At 68.5% G+C, this 13,880-nt stretch carries 16 protein-coding genes; 6 read left to right on the top strand and 10 right to left on the bottom strand.

Going from position 1 to position 13,880, the window contains the following annotated elements:
* Nucleotides 1-4 precede the first annotated feature (4 nt).
* On the bottom strand, nucleotides 5-736 hold the full coding sequence (locus tag HPS01S_RS13430; protein WP_157576309.1) for a hypothetical protein: 732 nt from the start codon (nucleotides 734-736) through the stop codon (nucleotides 5-7).
* Nucleotides 737-1,024: 288 nt separating this feature from the next.
* Here HPS01S_RS13430 and HPS01S_RS13435 point away from each other — a divergent pair, with 288 nt between their 5' ends.
* A complete protein-coding gene (locus HPS01S_RS13435; protein WP_066156881.1) occupies nucleotides 1,025-1,507 on the top strand; it encodes an NUDIX hydrolase in 483 nt (160 codons plus the stop codon).
* Nucleotides 1,508-1,518: 11 nt separating this feature from the next.
* Here the strand turns inward: HPS01S_RS13435 and HPS01S_RS13440 are convergent, their stop codons facing one another.
* Nucleotides 1,519-2,166 carry a response regulator gene (locus tag HPS01S_RS13440; protein WP_066156883.1) on the bottom strand — a complete coding sequence of 216 codons (648 nt, stop codon included), beginning with the start codon at nucleotides 2,164-2,166 and terminating at the stop codon, nucleotides 1,519-1,521.
* A complete protein-coding gene (locus HPS01S_RS13445) occupies nucleotides 2,141-3,496 on the bottom strand; it encodes a HAMP domain-containing sensor histidine kinase (protein ID WP_066156888.1) in 1,356 nt (451 codons plus the stop codon). Before HPS01S_RS13445 ends, HPS01S_RS13440 begins: the two co-directional genes overlap by 26 nt.
* 199 nt (nucleotides 3,497-3,695) lie before the next feature.
* Here HPS01S_RS13445 and HPS01S_RS13450 point away from each other — a divergent pair, with 199 nt between their 5' ends.
* The 5 genes from HPS01S_RS13450 to HPS01S_RS13470 all read left to right on the top strand — a co-directional run bounded on the left by HPS01S_RS13450 (nucleotide 3,696) and on the right by HPS01S_RS13470 (nucleotide 8,692).
* The gene (locus HPS01S_RS13450; protein WP_066156890.1) at nucleotides 3,696-5,582 is read left to right on the top strand and encodes a methanol/ethanol family PQQ-dependent dehydrogenase; all 1,887 of its coding nucleotides are present in this window, start codon (nucleotides 3,696-3,698) and stop codon (nucleotides 5,580-5,582) included.
* A gap of 75 nt (nucleotides 5,583-5,657) precedes the next feature.
* Nucleotides 5,658-6,266, top strand: a complete 609-nt coding sequence (locus HPS01S_RS13455) for a pentapeptide repeat-containing protein (RefSeq protein WP_084397364.1) — start codon at nucleotides 5,658-5,660, stop codon at nucleotides 6,264-6,266.
* Nucleotides 6,267-6,268: 2 nt separating this feature from the next.
* Complete coding sequence (locus HPS01S_RS13460) at nucleotides 6,269-6,739, top strand: c-type cytochrome (RefSeq protein ID WP_066156893.1); 471 nt, start codon at nucleotides 6,269-6,271, stop codon at nucleotides 6,737-6,739.
* Between the two features lie 100 nt (nucleotides 6,740-6,839).
* Nucleotides 6,840-7,340: a hypothetical protein gene (locus tag HPS01S_RS13465; protein ID WP_255284214.1), complete on the top strand. Its 501-nt coding sequence runs from the start codon at nucleotides 6,840-6,842 to the stop codon at nucleotides 7,338-7,340.
* Nucleotides 7,337-8,692: a GAF domain-containing protein gene (locus HPS01S_RS13470; protein WP_066156895.1), complete on the top strand. Its 1,356-nt coding sequence runs from the start codon at nucleotides 7,337-7,339 to the stop codon at nucleotides 8,690-8,692. Before HPS01S_RS13465 ends, HPS01S_RS13470 begins: the two co-directional genes overlap by 4 nt.
* A 15-nt stretch (nucleotides 8,693-8,707) precedes the next feature.
* On the opposite strand, the gene HPS01S_RS13475 is transcribed toward HPS01S_RS13470, so the two are convergent.
* From HPS01S_RS13475 to HPS01S_RS13505, 7 genes are all read right to left on the bottom strand, one after another.
* A complete protein-coding gene (locus tag HPS01S_RS13475) occupies nucleotides 8,708-9,451 on the bottom strand; it encodes a hemerythrin domain-containing protein (protein WP_066156897.1) in 744 nt (247 codons plus the stop codon).
* 154 nt (nucleotides 9,452-9,605) lie between these two features.
* Entirely contained in the window at nucleotides 9,606-10,007 is a 402-nt protein-coding gene (arfB, locus tag HPS01S_RS13480; protein ID WP_066156899.1) for an alternative ribosome rescue aminoacyl-tRNA hydrolase ArfB, read from the bottom strand.
* A 44-nt stretch (nucleotides 10,008-10,051) separates the two neighbouring features.
* Nucleotides 10,052-10,591: a cytochrome b/b6 domain-containing protein gene (locus tag HPS01S_RS13485; protein ID WP_066156901.1), complete on the bottom strand. Its 540-nt coding sequence runs from the start codon at nucleotides 10,589-10,591 to the stop codon at nucleotides 10,052-10,054.
* 13 nt (nucleotides 10,592-10,604) lie between these two features.
* The gene (locus tag HPS01S_RS13490) at nucleotides 10,605-10,862 is read right to left on the bottom strand and encodes a PepSY domain-containing protein (protein ID WP_066157162.1); all 258 of its coding nucleotides are present in this window, start codon (nucleotides 10,860-10,862) and stop codon (nucleotides 10,605-10,607) included.
* Nucleotides 10,863-11,002: 140 nt separating this feature from the next.
* A complete protein-coding gene (locus HPS01S_RS13495; RefSeq protein ID WP_066156904.1) occupies nucleotides 11,003-11,872 on the bottom strand; it encodes an ABC transporter permease in 870 nt (289 codons plus the stop codon).
* The gene (locus tag HPS01S_RS13500) at nucleotides 11,869-12,738 is read right to left on the bottom strand and encodes an ABC transporter permease (protein ID WP_066156907.1); all 870 of its coding nucleotides are present in this window, start codon (nucleotides 12,736-12,738) and stop codon (nucleotides 11,869-11,871) included. Before HPS01S_RS13500 ends, HPS01S_RS13495 begins: the two co-directional genes overlap by 4 nt.
* Nucleotides 12,739-12,743: 5 nt before the next feature.
* On the bottom strand, nucleotides 12,744-13,880 hold the full coding sequence (locus HPS01S_RS13505) for an ABC transporter ATP-binding protein (RefSeq protein ID WP_066156910.1): 1,137 nt from the start codon (nucleotides 13,878-13,880) through the stop codon (nucleotides 12,744-12,746).

The raw sequence follows: 13,880 nt of genomic DNA on the forward strand, positions 1-13,880 counted from the left end.
GCGGTCAGCCGCCGCCGGCCGCGGCAGGCTGCGGCGGCGCGACCAGCCGGATGGGCGGCATGTCCAGACGGCCAGAGAGCGAATACACACTGCTCTTGACCGCGTCCTTGAGCTGGCGTCCCCACACCACATGGGCAGGTGGCACGTCCTTGGGCAGTGCGTCTGCAGCAGCGGCGCTTTCGGCGCTGATCGGAAACACGGTGAAGACACGCACGTCCACGAACGAACCCGTGGAGATCGCGTGACGGCTCCACACGGTGTAGAACGGCGGCATCTCGGCGCCTTCGGTCTTGAGAGCCCCTTCCAGCTGGGGTGCCAGGGCCTTGATCACGCCGGGGCCGTCGTACAGGGGCGTCACCGTCAGGCACTGGGCGAAGCTGGCCCTGAAGCCCTCGTTGCCTTCGCGGTAGTTGTGTTCATCGGACTTGCACTCGACCGAGTACGTCATGTGGCCGCCCCGGCCACCGCCCAGCCCCTCCGAATTGGCGCTCACCAGGATCAGCACCGGCGTTTCGCTGGCGCCTCCATCCCGGACAAACAGCTTCTCCTGGACCGCCAGCGCGCCCGACCGGTCGCCCCCGTAGGCTTGCGCCGCATCCGGCAGGGGCACTTCCTTCCAGCCCTCGTCAGCGAACCGGATGTCCACCCGCCCGACCGAGAACTCGGCCGCGTGGCTGGCCACCGCTCCCCAGAGCATCCAGCCGCAGACCGCCGCCTTCCACATCCTTCTGGACATTCGTCTTTTTCCAATCATGTGCGCCGGGGCCCTCCGCCCCGTGTTGTCTCTCGCGCCTAACGGACGCCGTCCCTGGTCGGCGCGAGCGCCCGCCCGGGAGCGCCGTTGGCAGCGCGCCAGCTTAACCGACGCCCTTCAGGCCTTCACCAGCCGCAAGCCCTTGTCGCACAAGGGTTTGTACCAAGCACCGGATGCCCCCAGACCCATCGCATCCCTGCCGAATTTCATGATGCGGCAGGATGTCCCGTTCAAAGGAACACCCGAACGGTCGGTCGGGATAATGGCGCCATGAACACCCGATGGAAACCCAGTGCCACCGTGGCCGCGATCATCGAGCGCGAGGGCCGCTACCTGCTGGTGGAGGAAGAGACGCCCGAGGGCCTGCGCCTGAACAACCCGGCCGGGCACCTGGACCCGGGTGAGAGCCCCGAACAGGGCGTGGCGCGCGAGGCACTGGAAGAAACCGCCTTTGCCTTCCGCCCGACCGCGCTGGTGGGCATCTACCTCTCGCGCTTCCAGCGCGAGCGCACGGGCGAGGACATCACCTACCTGCGCTTCGCCTACTGCGGCGAGCTGGGCGGGTTCGACGCCCACCGCCGGCTCGACACCGGCATCGTGCGCACCCTGTGGATGACGCCCGACGAGGTGCGCGCCAGCGCCGACCGCCATCGCAGCCCGCTGGTGCTGCGCTGCATCGAGGACCACCTGGCCGGGCGGCGTTTTGCGCTCGACACGGTGCAGACGGATCTGTCGGTGTTCGTGGCGCGTTGAGGGTTCCGACCTCAGCAAGCGGCTTCACCGGTCAGGTCCACCAGTCCGTGGCGAACCGCCAGGCGCAGCAGCTTGAAGTCGCTGTCGGCGCCCAGCTTCTGCCGCACCATGGACAGGTGGTTCAGCACCGTCTTCGGGCTCAGGTGCATCTGGCTGGCGATCCGGTGCGTGGCTTCGCCGGTGGCGGCCAGCCGCAACACCTCGAACTCCCGCGGCGTCAACCGGTTGAGCAGGCCGTCACCGTCCAGCGAGGCGTCGGCCAGCGACCGGGCGACATCGGGCGCCAGCACCCGTCGGCCGCGCGCCACCGCCCGGATGCCGTCGAGCATGTCACCCGGCTCGCTGCTCTTGCTCAGGTAGCCCAGCGCACCGGCGCGCATGGCCTGCGTCACGTACCCGGGGCTGTCGTGCATGGACAAGACCATCACACGCAGCTGAGGGTCCCGGGCGACCAGGCGCCGGATCGCCTCGACGCCGCTGGCACCCCGCAGGCTCAGGTCCACCACCGCCACGTCGATGCCGCCCAGCTGGAGGTGGGCATAGGCCTCATCCGCCGTGCTGGCCTCGGCCACCACGCGCAGGTCCGGCTCCGCGTCGATCAGCCGGCGGTAGCCGGTGCGCACCACGGCATGGTCATCCAGCAAAAGCACATTCACCATCGAAGTCTCCTTGTCCCTGGGTTGCCAGCGGCAGCCACAGCATCACGCGCAGCCCCCCCAGCGGGGCGGTGCCCAATTCGAAGCGACCGCCCGCCATGGCGGCCCGCTCGCGCATGCCCATCACGCCGGCCCGGGCTGCCCGCAACACGTCGTTCGCACGCCCCGCACCATCGTCGTCCAGCGTCATCTGCAAACCCTGCGCACCCAGGGCAATGACCAGGCGCACGCGCGCGGCATGGGCGTGGCGCAACACGTTGGTCAACGCCTCCTGGACCGTCCGGTACAGCGCCAGACCCGCCTCCGCCGACAACCTGGGCAGCACGTCCGGCACCTGGGTCTCGATGGCAACGCCCTCGGCCCGCAGGCGACTGCCATACACCAGCTCAGTGATGGCCTCGCGAAGGTTCATGGCCTCCAGGCCGTGCGGCCGCAGCTGTCGCAGCCGGCTTCGCACCTGCAGGGTCATGCGGGTCGATGCGGTGCGGATGTCCCGCGCGCATTCGACCAGGGTGTCGGGACGCGCGGAGTCGGCGTGCCGTTCGACAAAGGCGGCCGCCGCGCCCATGGCCGCAAGGCCCTGGCCGAACTCGTCGTGCAGCTCGCGCGCGAGTTCCTCCCGTTCGCTCTCCTGCATCGCCATCAACCGCTGTCCCAGACGGCGCTCGCTCTCGTGCGCCTGCGCCAGGGTCTGCTCCAGTCGATTGATGGCATGGGCCACCCGCTGGTACTCGCGCAAGGCCATGGGGGGCATCGGCCGGTCCAGCTCTCCGCGACCGATGCGCGCCAGGCCCTCCTCCAGTTCGCGCACCGGGCGCAAGGCCCGATCGGCGGCCCACCAGGCGGCCGCCAGGGACACACCCGCAAACAGCAGGAACACCGCCAGCATCGCCGCCGCATCCTCCAGCACCTCGTCGACCTCGCTGCGCGGGTCCATGCGGATCAGCAGTTGTTCGTTCGGTCCCACCGCGAGCCGGTATTCGGGTAAATCCCAATCCTGCAGGCCGGCCAGTCGCTCCGCCCAGCCGGCGTCCTCGTCCCGGGTTGTTGCGGAATGGAGCAGTGGCTGCTCCGCGGCTGAACGCACCCACTCCACGCGGACATGGCGCAGCCCGCCGCGGGCCAGCAGGCTGTCCACCGCGCGGTGCGCGGCCTCGCTGCCCTGGGGAGAGGCCTGGGCCGCCTGCAGGACCAGCGCCACCAGCCGCGCCGTGCCTTCCAGCTCGTCCTGCACGTCGTCCCGCAGGCTCGTCGCCACCAGCAGCGCGCCCGCCACCAGCAGGGCCGCGAAGCCCGCCGACAGGCAAGCCAGCAATCGGTGTCTGAGGTCCATGGGTTGCTCCAGGCGACAGGGAACCCGTGCTTCGCAATCCACATGCCACCCTGTCCGGCTTTCCCGGGCCTGTCGGGCATTTTTCCCGGGTTGAGGGGGCGGCGCTCCCGCGACGGTGATCCGGGCGCTGCCGATACTGGCGGCGCTCTGCAGTTCCGCTGCGACCCGGCAGCCACCACCCACACCGAGGAGACCCACCATGACCGCACGCCCTGCGTTCACCCCGCGGCCGAGCCACATTGCGCTCGCACTGGCCACCCTGCTGACCGCGACCGCCCATGCCGCCAAGCCGGTGACCTGGGAAGACATCGCGAACGACCACAAGACCACCGGCGATGTGCTGAGTTACGGCCTGGGCCTGACCGCCCAGCGCTACAGCCCGGCCAAGACCATCAACACCCAGAACGTCGCCGGGCTGCTGCCGGTGTGGAGCTACTCGTTCGGCGGAGAGAAACAGCGCGGCCAGGAAGGCCAGGTGCTGGTGCACGACGGCGTGATCTACGCCACCGCGTCGTACTCGCGCTTCGTCGCCATTGAGGCGCGCACCGGCAAGCGCCTGTGGAGCTACGAACACCGCCTGCCCGAAGACATCCGCCCCTGCTGCGACGTGGTCAACCGCGGCCCGGCCATCTACGGCGACAAGGTGTTCTTCGGAACGCTGGACGCGTCCATCGTGGCGCTGGACCGGGCCACCGGCAAGGTGGTGTGGAAAGAGAAGTTTGCCGACCACGCCGTGGGCTACACCATGACAGGCGCACCCTTCATCGTGAAGGACCAGAAGACCGGCAAGGTGATGCTGGTGCACGGTTCCTCGGGCGACGAGTTCGGCGTCGTCGGTTTCCTCTACGCCCGCGACGTGGACACCGGCAAGGAGCTCTGGGCCCGGCCCTTTGTCGAGGGCCACGTGGGTCGCCTCAACGGCCAGCCCAGCACCCCGACCGGCGACCCCAAGGCCCCAACGTGGCCCAACGACCCGAACTCGCCCACCGGGAAGGTCGAGGCCTGGAGCCACGGCGGCGGCGCTCCCTGGCAGACGGCGTCCTTCGACGTCGAGACCAACACCATCGTCGTGGGCACCGGCAACCCCGCGCCGTGGAACACCTGGAAGCGCACCGCCCCTGGCGACAAGCCGATCAACTGGCCCAGCCTGTACACCTCGGGCCAGGCCTACGTGGACCCGACCACCGGCGAGCTCAAAGGCTTCTTCTCGCACACACCCAACGACGCCTGGGACTTCTCGGGCAACAACTCGGTGCTGCTGTTCGACTACAAGGACCCCAAGACTGGCAAGGTGGTCAAGGCCTCGGCCCACGCCGACCGCAACGGCTACTTCTTCGTGACCGACCGCGAAAAACTCGCCAAGGCCGGCGGCGGCCACCCCTGGAAGCAGAACGCCATCATCAACGCCTGGCCTTTCGTGGACGGCATCACCTGGACCAAGGGCTTCGACCTGAAAACCGGCATGCCCCAGGTGGTCGACGCACAGTACCCGCCGCAGCCCAAAGACGGCCAGGACAAGGGTGAGAGCATCTTCGTCTCGCCGCCTTTCCTGGGCGGCACGAACTGGATGCCGATGAGCTACAGCCCGGACTCCGGCCTGTTCTACATCCCGGGCAACCACTGGGCCATGGACTACTGGGCGGAGAAGATCACCTACAAGCCGGGTGCGGCCTACCTGGGCCAGGGCTTCCGCATCAAGAAGCTGTTCAACGACCACGTGGGCGTGCTGCGCGCCATCGACCCGGTGAGCGGCAAGATTGCCTGGGAGCACAAGGAGCAGTTCCCGCTCTGGGCCGGCACGCTGACCACCGCCGGCGGCCTGCTGTTCACCGGCACGTCCGACGGCTACATCAAGGCCTTCGACCAGAAAACCGGCAAGGAGCTGTGGAAGTTCCAGACCGGCTCGGGCATTGTCTCCATCCCCGTCACCTGGGAGATGGACGGCGAGCAGTACATCGGCATCCAGTCGGGCTACGGCGGCGCGGTGCCGCTGTGGGGCGGCGACATGGCCGAGCTGACCAAGCAGGTGTCCCAGGGGGGATCTATGTGGGTCTTCAAGCTGCCCAAACAGGTGGCTTCGCGCTGATTCACCCTTTGCGTTGACCTGGCACGCCCCCTCCGATCCTCTGGGCGGGTCAGGTCTTTTTTTCTTTCACCCACTATGTTCACGCCACTCATCCGGCGCTTGGCGCCCGCGGTGCTGGGAGCCCTGTGCGCCGGCGCCGGCGCACAGGCGCCTGGCACCGAAGCCCCGACCGACGCCGACCAGCCGCTGGTCATCAACGGCTGTCCCATCTGGCCCTACACCCGCTGCCCCGGCGCCGACCTTCGCCATGCCAACCTGGTGGGCAGCAACCTGGCCGGTGCCGACTTCCGCGGGGCCGACCTGACCCGGGCCGACCTGCGCGGTGCCAACCTGGCCGTGGCCGATCTGGAAGGTGCGAACCTCACCGGCGCCAGGCTGTCCAAGGCCACCGTGTCCAACGCCAACCTGAAGAGGGTGCGCTTCTACGGCACCGACCTCGAAGGCGCACGCCTGCTGCGCTCGGACTTCTCGGGGGCAGAATTCAACGGCGCCAGCTTGGAGATCGCGCGGCTCGACAAATCCTGGTTCCTGGGCACCCGCTTCATCGGCAACAACCTGCAGGAGGCGAAGTTCAACCAGGTCAACCTGCAGGGCGCGGTGTTCGACGGCAACGTCATGCTCTATTCGGTCTTCCCATCGTCCAACATGGTGGACTGCCAGGGCTGTCCGAAGGGCTGGGACTGACCATGACGCACCCCCTCAGCGCATCGCGGGCCCTGTGCCTGCTGGGTCTGTCCCTCACCGTCCTGACGGCACGGGCCGACGCCGACGTCAAGCGCCCGGACGTGGACACCGCCGCCTTGCCGGCCATCGCACCCGGCTGGGCCGACCTCAACCCCCTGCGCGGCAACGCCGACGCAGCCCGCATCGGTGGCACCATCTTCAACCAGACCTGCGCCCGCTGCCACGGCGAGAACGCCAACGGCATGCGCTCACCTGCCCCCGACCTGCGCCGCATCGGCATGGCCTGCCAGCGCGTGAAGGACCCTGCCTTGCGCCAGCGTTGCCTGTCGGACGCCGACCACTTCTTCGTCAAATCGGTCCGCTACGGCAAACAGAAGTTCGGCATCGTGCACATGCCGCCCTGGGACGGCGTGCTCGAACCCTCGCTCGTGTGGTCGCTGCGCAGCTTCGTGGAAACTGCGCCACGCAACTGAGCAAACCATCGTCCGCCGCGGCCCGCACTTGGCCGCGCACGGGCGGCTCACTATCATCGGCGGCTCCTACCCACGGTTTTCCCGACACAGGCGCTGCCCCTTGGAAACCCCAGGCACTCCCCCGCTGCTGCCCCCGGAACTGCTGGCCATGATGGCGCGCGGCGTGTCGGTCATCGTGAGCTCCTGCGGGCCTGACCTGACCCCCAGCCTGATGCGCGCGGTGGGCAGCCAGGTGGGACCGCAGGGCGAACAGGTCACGGTGTTCCTCAACCGCGCGCAGTCGGCGCAGCTGCTGCACGACGTGGCCCGTACCGGTCGGGTCGCGGTGGTGTTCAGCGAGCCCCACAGCCACCGCACGGTGCAGCTCAAATCGAACAGCGCGCGCCTGCGCGAGGTCACGCCAGACGATGTGCCCGCGCTGCAGCGCTACCTGCTGGCCATGCAGGGCGAGCTGGGCCGCATCGGCTTCTCCCCCGACTTCGCCGCCGCCATGCTGGCGCACCGCCTGGAAGACCTGAGCGCCGTCACCTTCGCGCCGGAACAGGCCTTCGACCAGACCCCGGGCCCGAGGGCGGGCCAGCCGCTGCGGGGGCCGGCATGAACGGCGCAGTCACGCTGGGCGAGGTGCGACCCTGCTTCGAAGGGGCCATCCCGGCCATCATGGCCACCACGGCGGCCGACGGCACGCCCAACGTGGCCTACATCTCGCAGGTGTTCCATGTGGACGAGCGGCACGTGGCGCTGTCGTTCCAGTTCTTCAACAAGACGCGCCGCAACATCCTGGAACACCCGCGCGCCACCGTGCTGTTGCTGCACCCGGTGACGGCGCAGTTCTACCGGCTGCACCTGCGCTACCTGCGCACCGAAACCGGCGGACCGGTGTTCGAGAGCATGAAGGCCCAGCTGGCGGGCATCGCCTCGCACAGCGGCATGGCCAGCGTCTTCGTGCTGCGCGGCTCCGACATCTACGAAGTGCTCGACATCGAACGGGTGCCCGGTGAACCATTGCCCGGCGGCGCGCCGCGCTGCAGCCTGCTGGGCGCGCTGCGCCGCGGCAGCGAGCGGCTGGCCCGCGCCACCACGCTGGACGAGGCGCTGGAGGCGACGCTGCAGACGCTGGAACACGACATGGACATTGCCCATTCCATGGTGCTGATCCTCGACCCGGCCACGCTGCGCCTCTACACCGTGGCCAGCCGCGGCTACGCCACCTCGGGCGTGGGATCGGAGATCGCGCTGGGCGATGGCGTCATCGGCGTGGCCGCCCGCGAAGGCACGCCGGTGCGCATCATGCACATGACCAGCGCCTACCTCTACAGCCAGGCGGTGCGCAGCGGTCTCGAAGACCGGGGCCTGGCGCCGGCCGACATGACCGAAATCCCCTACCCCGGGCTGCCCGAGCCCCACAGCCAGCTGGCGGTGCCGCTGCGTTCGGGCGACCGGGTGCTGGGCGTGCTGTTCGTCGAAAGCCCGCAGGACCTGCGCTTCAGCTTCGAGGACGAAGACCTGCTGGTCACGCTGGCGGGCCAGCTGGCCGCAGCCATCGACCGGCTGCAGGAAACGCCGGAGGTGGGCGAGCACCCCGAGGACGACACCCCCGAGCCGGTCGCGGCGCCCCCGCGGGGACCGGCCCTGCAGGTGCGCTACTACCCGGCCAACCACAGCGTCTTCATCAACAACGCCTACCTCATCAAGGGCGTGGCCGGCGCCATCCTCTGGAAGCTGCTGCAGGTGCACCGCCGCGAGGGCCGCCAGGAGTTCTGCAACCGCGAGCTGCGGCTCGACCCCGGGCTGGGCCTGCCCGATGTGGTGGACAACCTCGAGGCGCGGCTGCTGCTGCTTGCGCGCCGCCTGCAGGAGCAGTGCCCGGCGCTGCGCATCGAGAAGACGGGCCGCGGGCGCTTCCGCCTGCGGGTGGGCGCCGCGGTCGACCTCCAGACCGTGCAGGCCTGAGGGTCGACCGGCGCCTCACACCGCGTCCACCAGCCCTGGCACGGCGGGCAGGCCCAGCCCACCGCTCAGCTTGGCCCAGTCGCGCGGCGACAGGTGCGGCTGCACGACATCGAGCACCGCGCGGAACACCGGCTCCGGTGCCTCCTGGCGCATGCCGCCCAGCACCGCCAGCCGCTCGGGCGCGTTCATCTGCGGCAGCATCCAGCGCATCACCAGCATCATCTCGCCCGGCGGGATGGTCGCCACCAGCGCGCCGTGGATCGCGCGCAGCTCGTCGTCGGTGTAGGCGCACCACAGGGCCGCGTTGTGTTCGGTTTCTTCCACGTGCATGTGCCGCAGGTTCTCGGCCACGAAGAGCGAGAGGTCCAGGTACAGCGTGTGCAGGGCGCTGGTCAGCGCCGCGCCCTGCAGTGTGTCCAGCTGCCGCGCCGCCGCGCGCAGGCGGGCGATCTGCTCCAGGTGGCCGAGGTGCTCGTGCGCCACGTCGGCGCTGAGGCCGGGTGTGCGCGCCTCGATGGCGGGGTGCACGAAGTTGTTCTCGTGGTGCACGTGGGACACGCACAGGTCCATGAGCGCGCAGACACGGGCCCCGGCGTCGGTCACGTCCTGCGGGTCCGTCGGGTCGGCGCGGCCGACCGCCAGCAGGCACTCGGCCATGACAGCGCGCAGCGCCTTGTGGATGCCGGCGTACAGGTCCTCGCGACCGGCGGCCTGGCTGGCTTCGGCCAGCTGTTTCATTTCCTGTTGGGTGAATTTCATGATGACTTCCTTGTGCGGACCAGGTCCGCTTTTGCTGCCTGGCGACAGCGCCCCATGCGTTGCCTGCCATGGGAAGAAAGTCTAAAAATCAGTGGCCGGATGCGCTGCTAAATAGCACTTAAGAAAACCCTAAAAACACCTTAAGCGCGCCGATTCACTCAGAACCGCGCACCCGGCCGCGCCCCTGCTTGATCTGCGCCCGGCTGGCCTTGCCCGCCAGGCGGCGCTGCTTCGAGGCCAGCGTGGGCCGCGTCGGCTTGCGCGCCTTGGGCACGTGGGCGGCGGCGTTCACCAGCGCCTGCAGCCGCGCCAGCGCGTCGGCCTTGTTCTGCTCCAGGCTGCGGCTGGTCTGGGCCTTGATGACGATCACGCCCTGCTCGGTGATGCGCTGGTCGCCGTGCGCGAGCAGCCGCGCTTTCACCGCCTCGGGCAGCGAAGACGCGGCCACGTCGAAGCGCAGGTGCACGGCGTTGGAGACCTTGTTGACGTTCTGCCCGCCCGCGCCCTGGGCGCGGATGGCGGTGAACTCCACTTCGGAAGGATCGATGCGCAGCATGGTGCGCGGCAGTGTGCCACGCTCAGCAGAGCGTAGGGGCTCGCTCAATACCGTTCTTTGACGCCAGTCACCATGGCCTTGACCAGGCGCGTGCGTTCGATGCGCCCCATCACGATGGCGGAGGCGGCGTGCAGGCCCGCCGACAGCAGCAGGGCATTCGCCAGCACCTCGTGCAGCTCCTGCAGCCACTCCTCGCCCCAGAAGGCGTCCAGCCCCTGCATCCAGCCGGTGACGCCCAGGCCCAGCACGAGGCCCATGAGCAGGAACATCATCAGGGCGCCCAGCGGGTTGTGGCCCCAGTGGTGCTCCGGTCGGCCCGAACGCATGGCCCGCAAGTGTTGCCACAGGCGACTCGGCGTCGGGAAAAAGTCGGAGAAGCGCGCATGGCGCGAACCGATGAAGCCCCAGACGATCCGCGCGGCCACGAGTGCGGCGGCCAGGTAGCCGGCCCACTCGTGAAGCGTTTCGCCCTCTTCGAGCACGAACTGATTGAGCAGCACGGTGCCGACCAGGGTCCAGTGAAAGACACGGACAAACAGGTCCCAGACCGGGCGGCTGGACTCGGAGAGTGCGGAGGTCTTCATCGCGTCACACGAATTACTTGGTTTCGAGCACGGCGGCGGTCACGGGGTCGAAGTAGATCTCGACCTTCTTGCCGGCCTTGTCAAAGCCATAGATCTCGTAGCACTCGCCCTTGGAAACCTTGAAGGTCTTGATCTGGTAGCCCTTGTCTTCCAGGCCCTTCTTGAACTGGGCTTCGGGCATCCACTTTTCCTTGGGCTGCTCGCACTTGGGACCGGCCAGAGCGACACCGGAAACGGCGACCATGAGGGCGGCGACAGCAATCGATTTCATCGGAAACATCCTTTTCAATAGCACCCCAGCACGTGCTGGTGCGGGCATTGAAACGGCGCCGGATTAGCCCGACCTTAATTAAGCTGTGTGATTGTGTGACCGTCTGTACGACGGTTCTTGAGTGCGGCCGCCGCCGCGCCTCAGGCGGCTTTGGGGCGCGGCGCACGGGCGCTGCGCCACATCAGCAGCACCGCCAGCAGCGCCGAGGCCACCATCAGGAACAGGCTGACGGCGTTGAGCACCGGCGTCGCGCCCTCGCGCATGCGGCCGTACATCAGCACGGTCAGCGGCGCGTCCGAGCCCACCAGCATCAGCGTGGTGTTGAAGTTCTCGAACGACATCAGGAAGGCCATGGCCGCCGCACCGATCATGCTGGGCCGCAGGTAGGGCAGCGTGATGGTCCACAGCACGGCCGCACGGCTGGCGCCCAGGTTGAACGCAGCTTCTTCGAGCGTGCGGTCGAAGCGGCGCAGGCTGGCCGAGATGGTCAGCGTGGCGATGGTCACGATGTAGCTGAACTGGCCCAGGATCACCAGCGGCAGACCGGGCCGCAGGAACTCCAGTTCGAGCCCCCAGGTGGCGTCGGCGAAGTTGGCGATGCGGCTGGCAAAGGCCAGGATGGAGATGCCCAGGATCACGCCCGGGATCACCAGCGGCACCATGGACAGCAGCGCCACCGCACTCTTGCCCGGGAACTCGAAGCGTTCCAGCAGGAAGGCGTTGCAGGTGCCCACCACCACCGACAGCAGTGTCACCCACAGCGCCACCCAGGCGCTCACGCCGATGGCCTTGAGCAGTTCTGCGTCGTGCAGCAGACCGGTGCGGCTGTCGCTGTCGGCGAAGAACCAGTCGAGCGTGAAGCCCATCCAGGGCGGCGTCGGGTAGTCGGCGTTGTTGAACGCGAACACCGCGACCACCAGCAGCGGCACGAACAGGAAGACAAAAAACGCGCCGACGAAGGCGGCGAGGCCGTATCGCTGGATCGCAGGACGCGGAAGGCTCGGGATCATGATGCTTTCATCACGGCGCCAAACCGCTGACCGGTGAGTTTGAGACCCGCCCACACCAGCAGGCTGGAGAGGAACAGCAGCAGGAAGCCGAAGGCCGCGCCCTGGTTCCAGTTGAAGCGGGTGATGAACTGGGTGTAGATCTGCTCGGTGAACCAGAGCGAGTCCTTGCCACCCAGCAGCGTGGGGGTGAGGTAGTTGCCCAGGCAGAGCATGAAGACCACGATGGAGCCGGCGGCGATGCCCGGGGCGGCATGCGGAATGACGATGCGGCGCACGATGTTGGCCGTGCTGCCGCCGAGGTCGTAGGCCGCCTCGATCAGGCTGTCGTCCAGGCTCTCCAGGCTGTTGACCAGCGGGATCACCATGAACAGCAGCGAGGCGTAGACCAGGCCGACCAGGATGGTGGCGTCGTGGTACAGCAGCTCGACCGGCTGGTCCGCCAGGCCCGTGGCCTGCAGCAGGCCCGAGACCACGCCGGTCTCGCGCAGCAGAATCAGCCAGCCCAGGGTGCGCACCATCTCGCTCACCCAGAAGGGCAGCAGGCACAGCACCAGCAGCACCATCTTCAGCCGCCCCTGGGCGACCTTGGCGATGTACCAGGCGGCGGGAAAGGCCAGCAGCAGCGTGAACAGCGTCGCCAGCACCGACATCACGGCCGTGCGCACGAAGGTGTTCCAGTACAGCGGCTCGTCGACGAAGGTGCGGTACTGGTCCAGGCTGGCCGCGTACTGGCCCGGTCCCACGCGGGCCTGCAGCGACAGCAGGGCCAGCTCGACGTGCGGCAGCACCACCAGCCCGCCCAGCCAGAGCAGGGCCGGCGCAAGCAGGAAAAGCAGCATCCAGCGGCGGTGGGTCGCGACGTCCATGCTGTTCAGGCCGCGAAGCACCAGGCCTGCGACGGCTGGTACGAGAAATGAACTGTCTCGCCGGCCCGCAGGTCGGCCAGGCGGCCGGTCAGCGGCAGCGCGATCTGCAGCGGTGTGCCCGTGCGCGCTTCCTGCACCTGCACGGTGGAGTTGCCGCCGTCGAACAGCACGGCCTGCACGGTCGCGCTCCAGGCGGGTTCGCCCGCCGGCAGTTCGCGCGGGCTGCGCCCGATCTCGATGGCCTCGGGCCGGATGAACAGGCTGGCCGTCTGACCCTGGTCCACCGCGCCGACGCGCTGCGCCCACAGGCCCAGGCCAGCGCCGGTGCGCAGCAGCACCTGGTCGCCATTGCGGGTCTCGACCTGGCCTTCGATGCGGTTGTTGTGGCCGACAAAACCGGCGACGAACGCCGTCTGCGGCTGGTAATAGAGGTCCTGCGGCGAACCGAGCTGCTCGAAGCGCCCGTGGTTCATCACCGCGACCTGGTCGGACATGACCAGCGCTTCGCTCTGGTCGTGCGTGATGTAGACGAAGGTGGTGCCCACCTCGGCCTGCAACTGTTTCAACTCGACCTTCATGTGCTCGCGCAGCTTGAGGTCGAGTGCGCCCAGCGGCTCGTCCAGCAGCAGCAGCGCGGGTTCGAGCACGAGCGAGCGCGCGATCGCCACGCGCTGCTTCTGCCCGCCCGAGAGCTGGTCGATGCGCTTGCCCTCGCTGCCCGGCAGGCCGACGCGCCGCAGCATGTCCGTCACCTTGGTCTTGGCCGTCGAACCCTTCACACCCCGCCGCTCCAGCCCGTAGGCGATGTTCTCGCCCACCGTCATCATCGGAAACAGCGCCAGGTGCTGGAACACCATGTTCACCGGCCGCCGGTTGGGCGGCACGCCCTGCATGGACTGGCCCTTGATCACGATGTCGCCGGCGTCGGGCGCAATGAAGCCCGCGATCATGCGCAGCAGCGTGGTCTTGCCACAGCCCGAAGGCCCGAGGATGGAGAAGAAGGAACCGGAACGGACGCCGAAGCTCAGATCGTCGACCGCCGCAAACGCGCCATAGCGCTTGCGGACGGTCTGGATCTGCAGGTCGTAGGCGCCCGCGCGGTCCGCTGCGGTGGCAGCGGTCACGGCGGGGGCGATGGTCAT

Origin of the sequence: Hydrogenophaga pseudoflava NBRC 102511 (assembly GCF_001592285.1) — a bacterium.
GTDB lineage: Bacteria > Pseudomonadota > Gammaproteobacteria > Burkholderiales > Burkholderiaceae_C > Hydrogenophaga > Hydrogenophaga pseudoflava.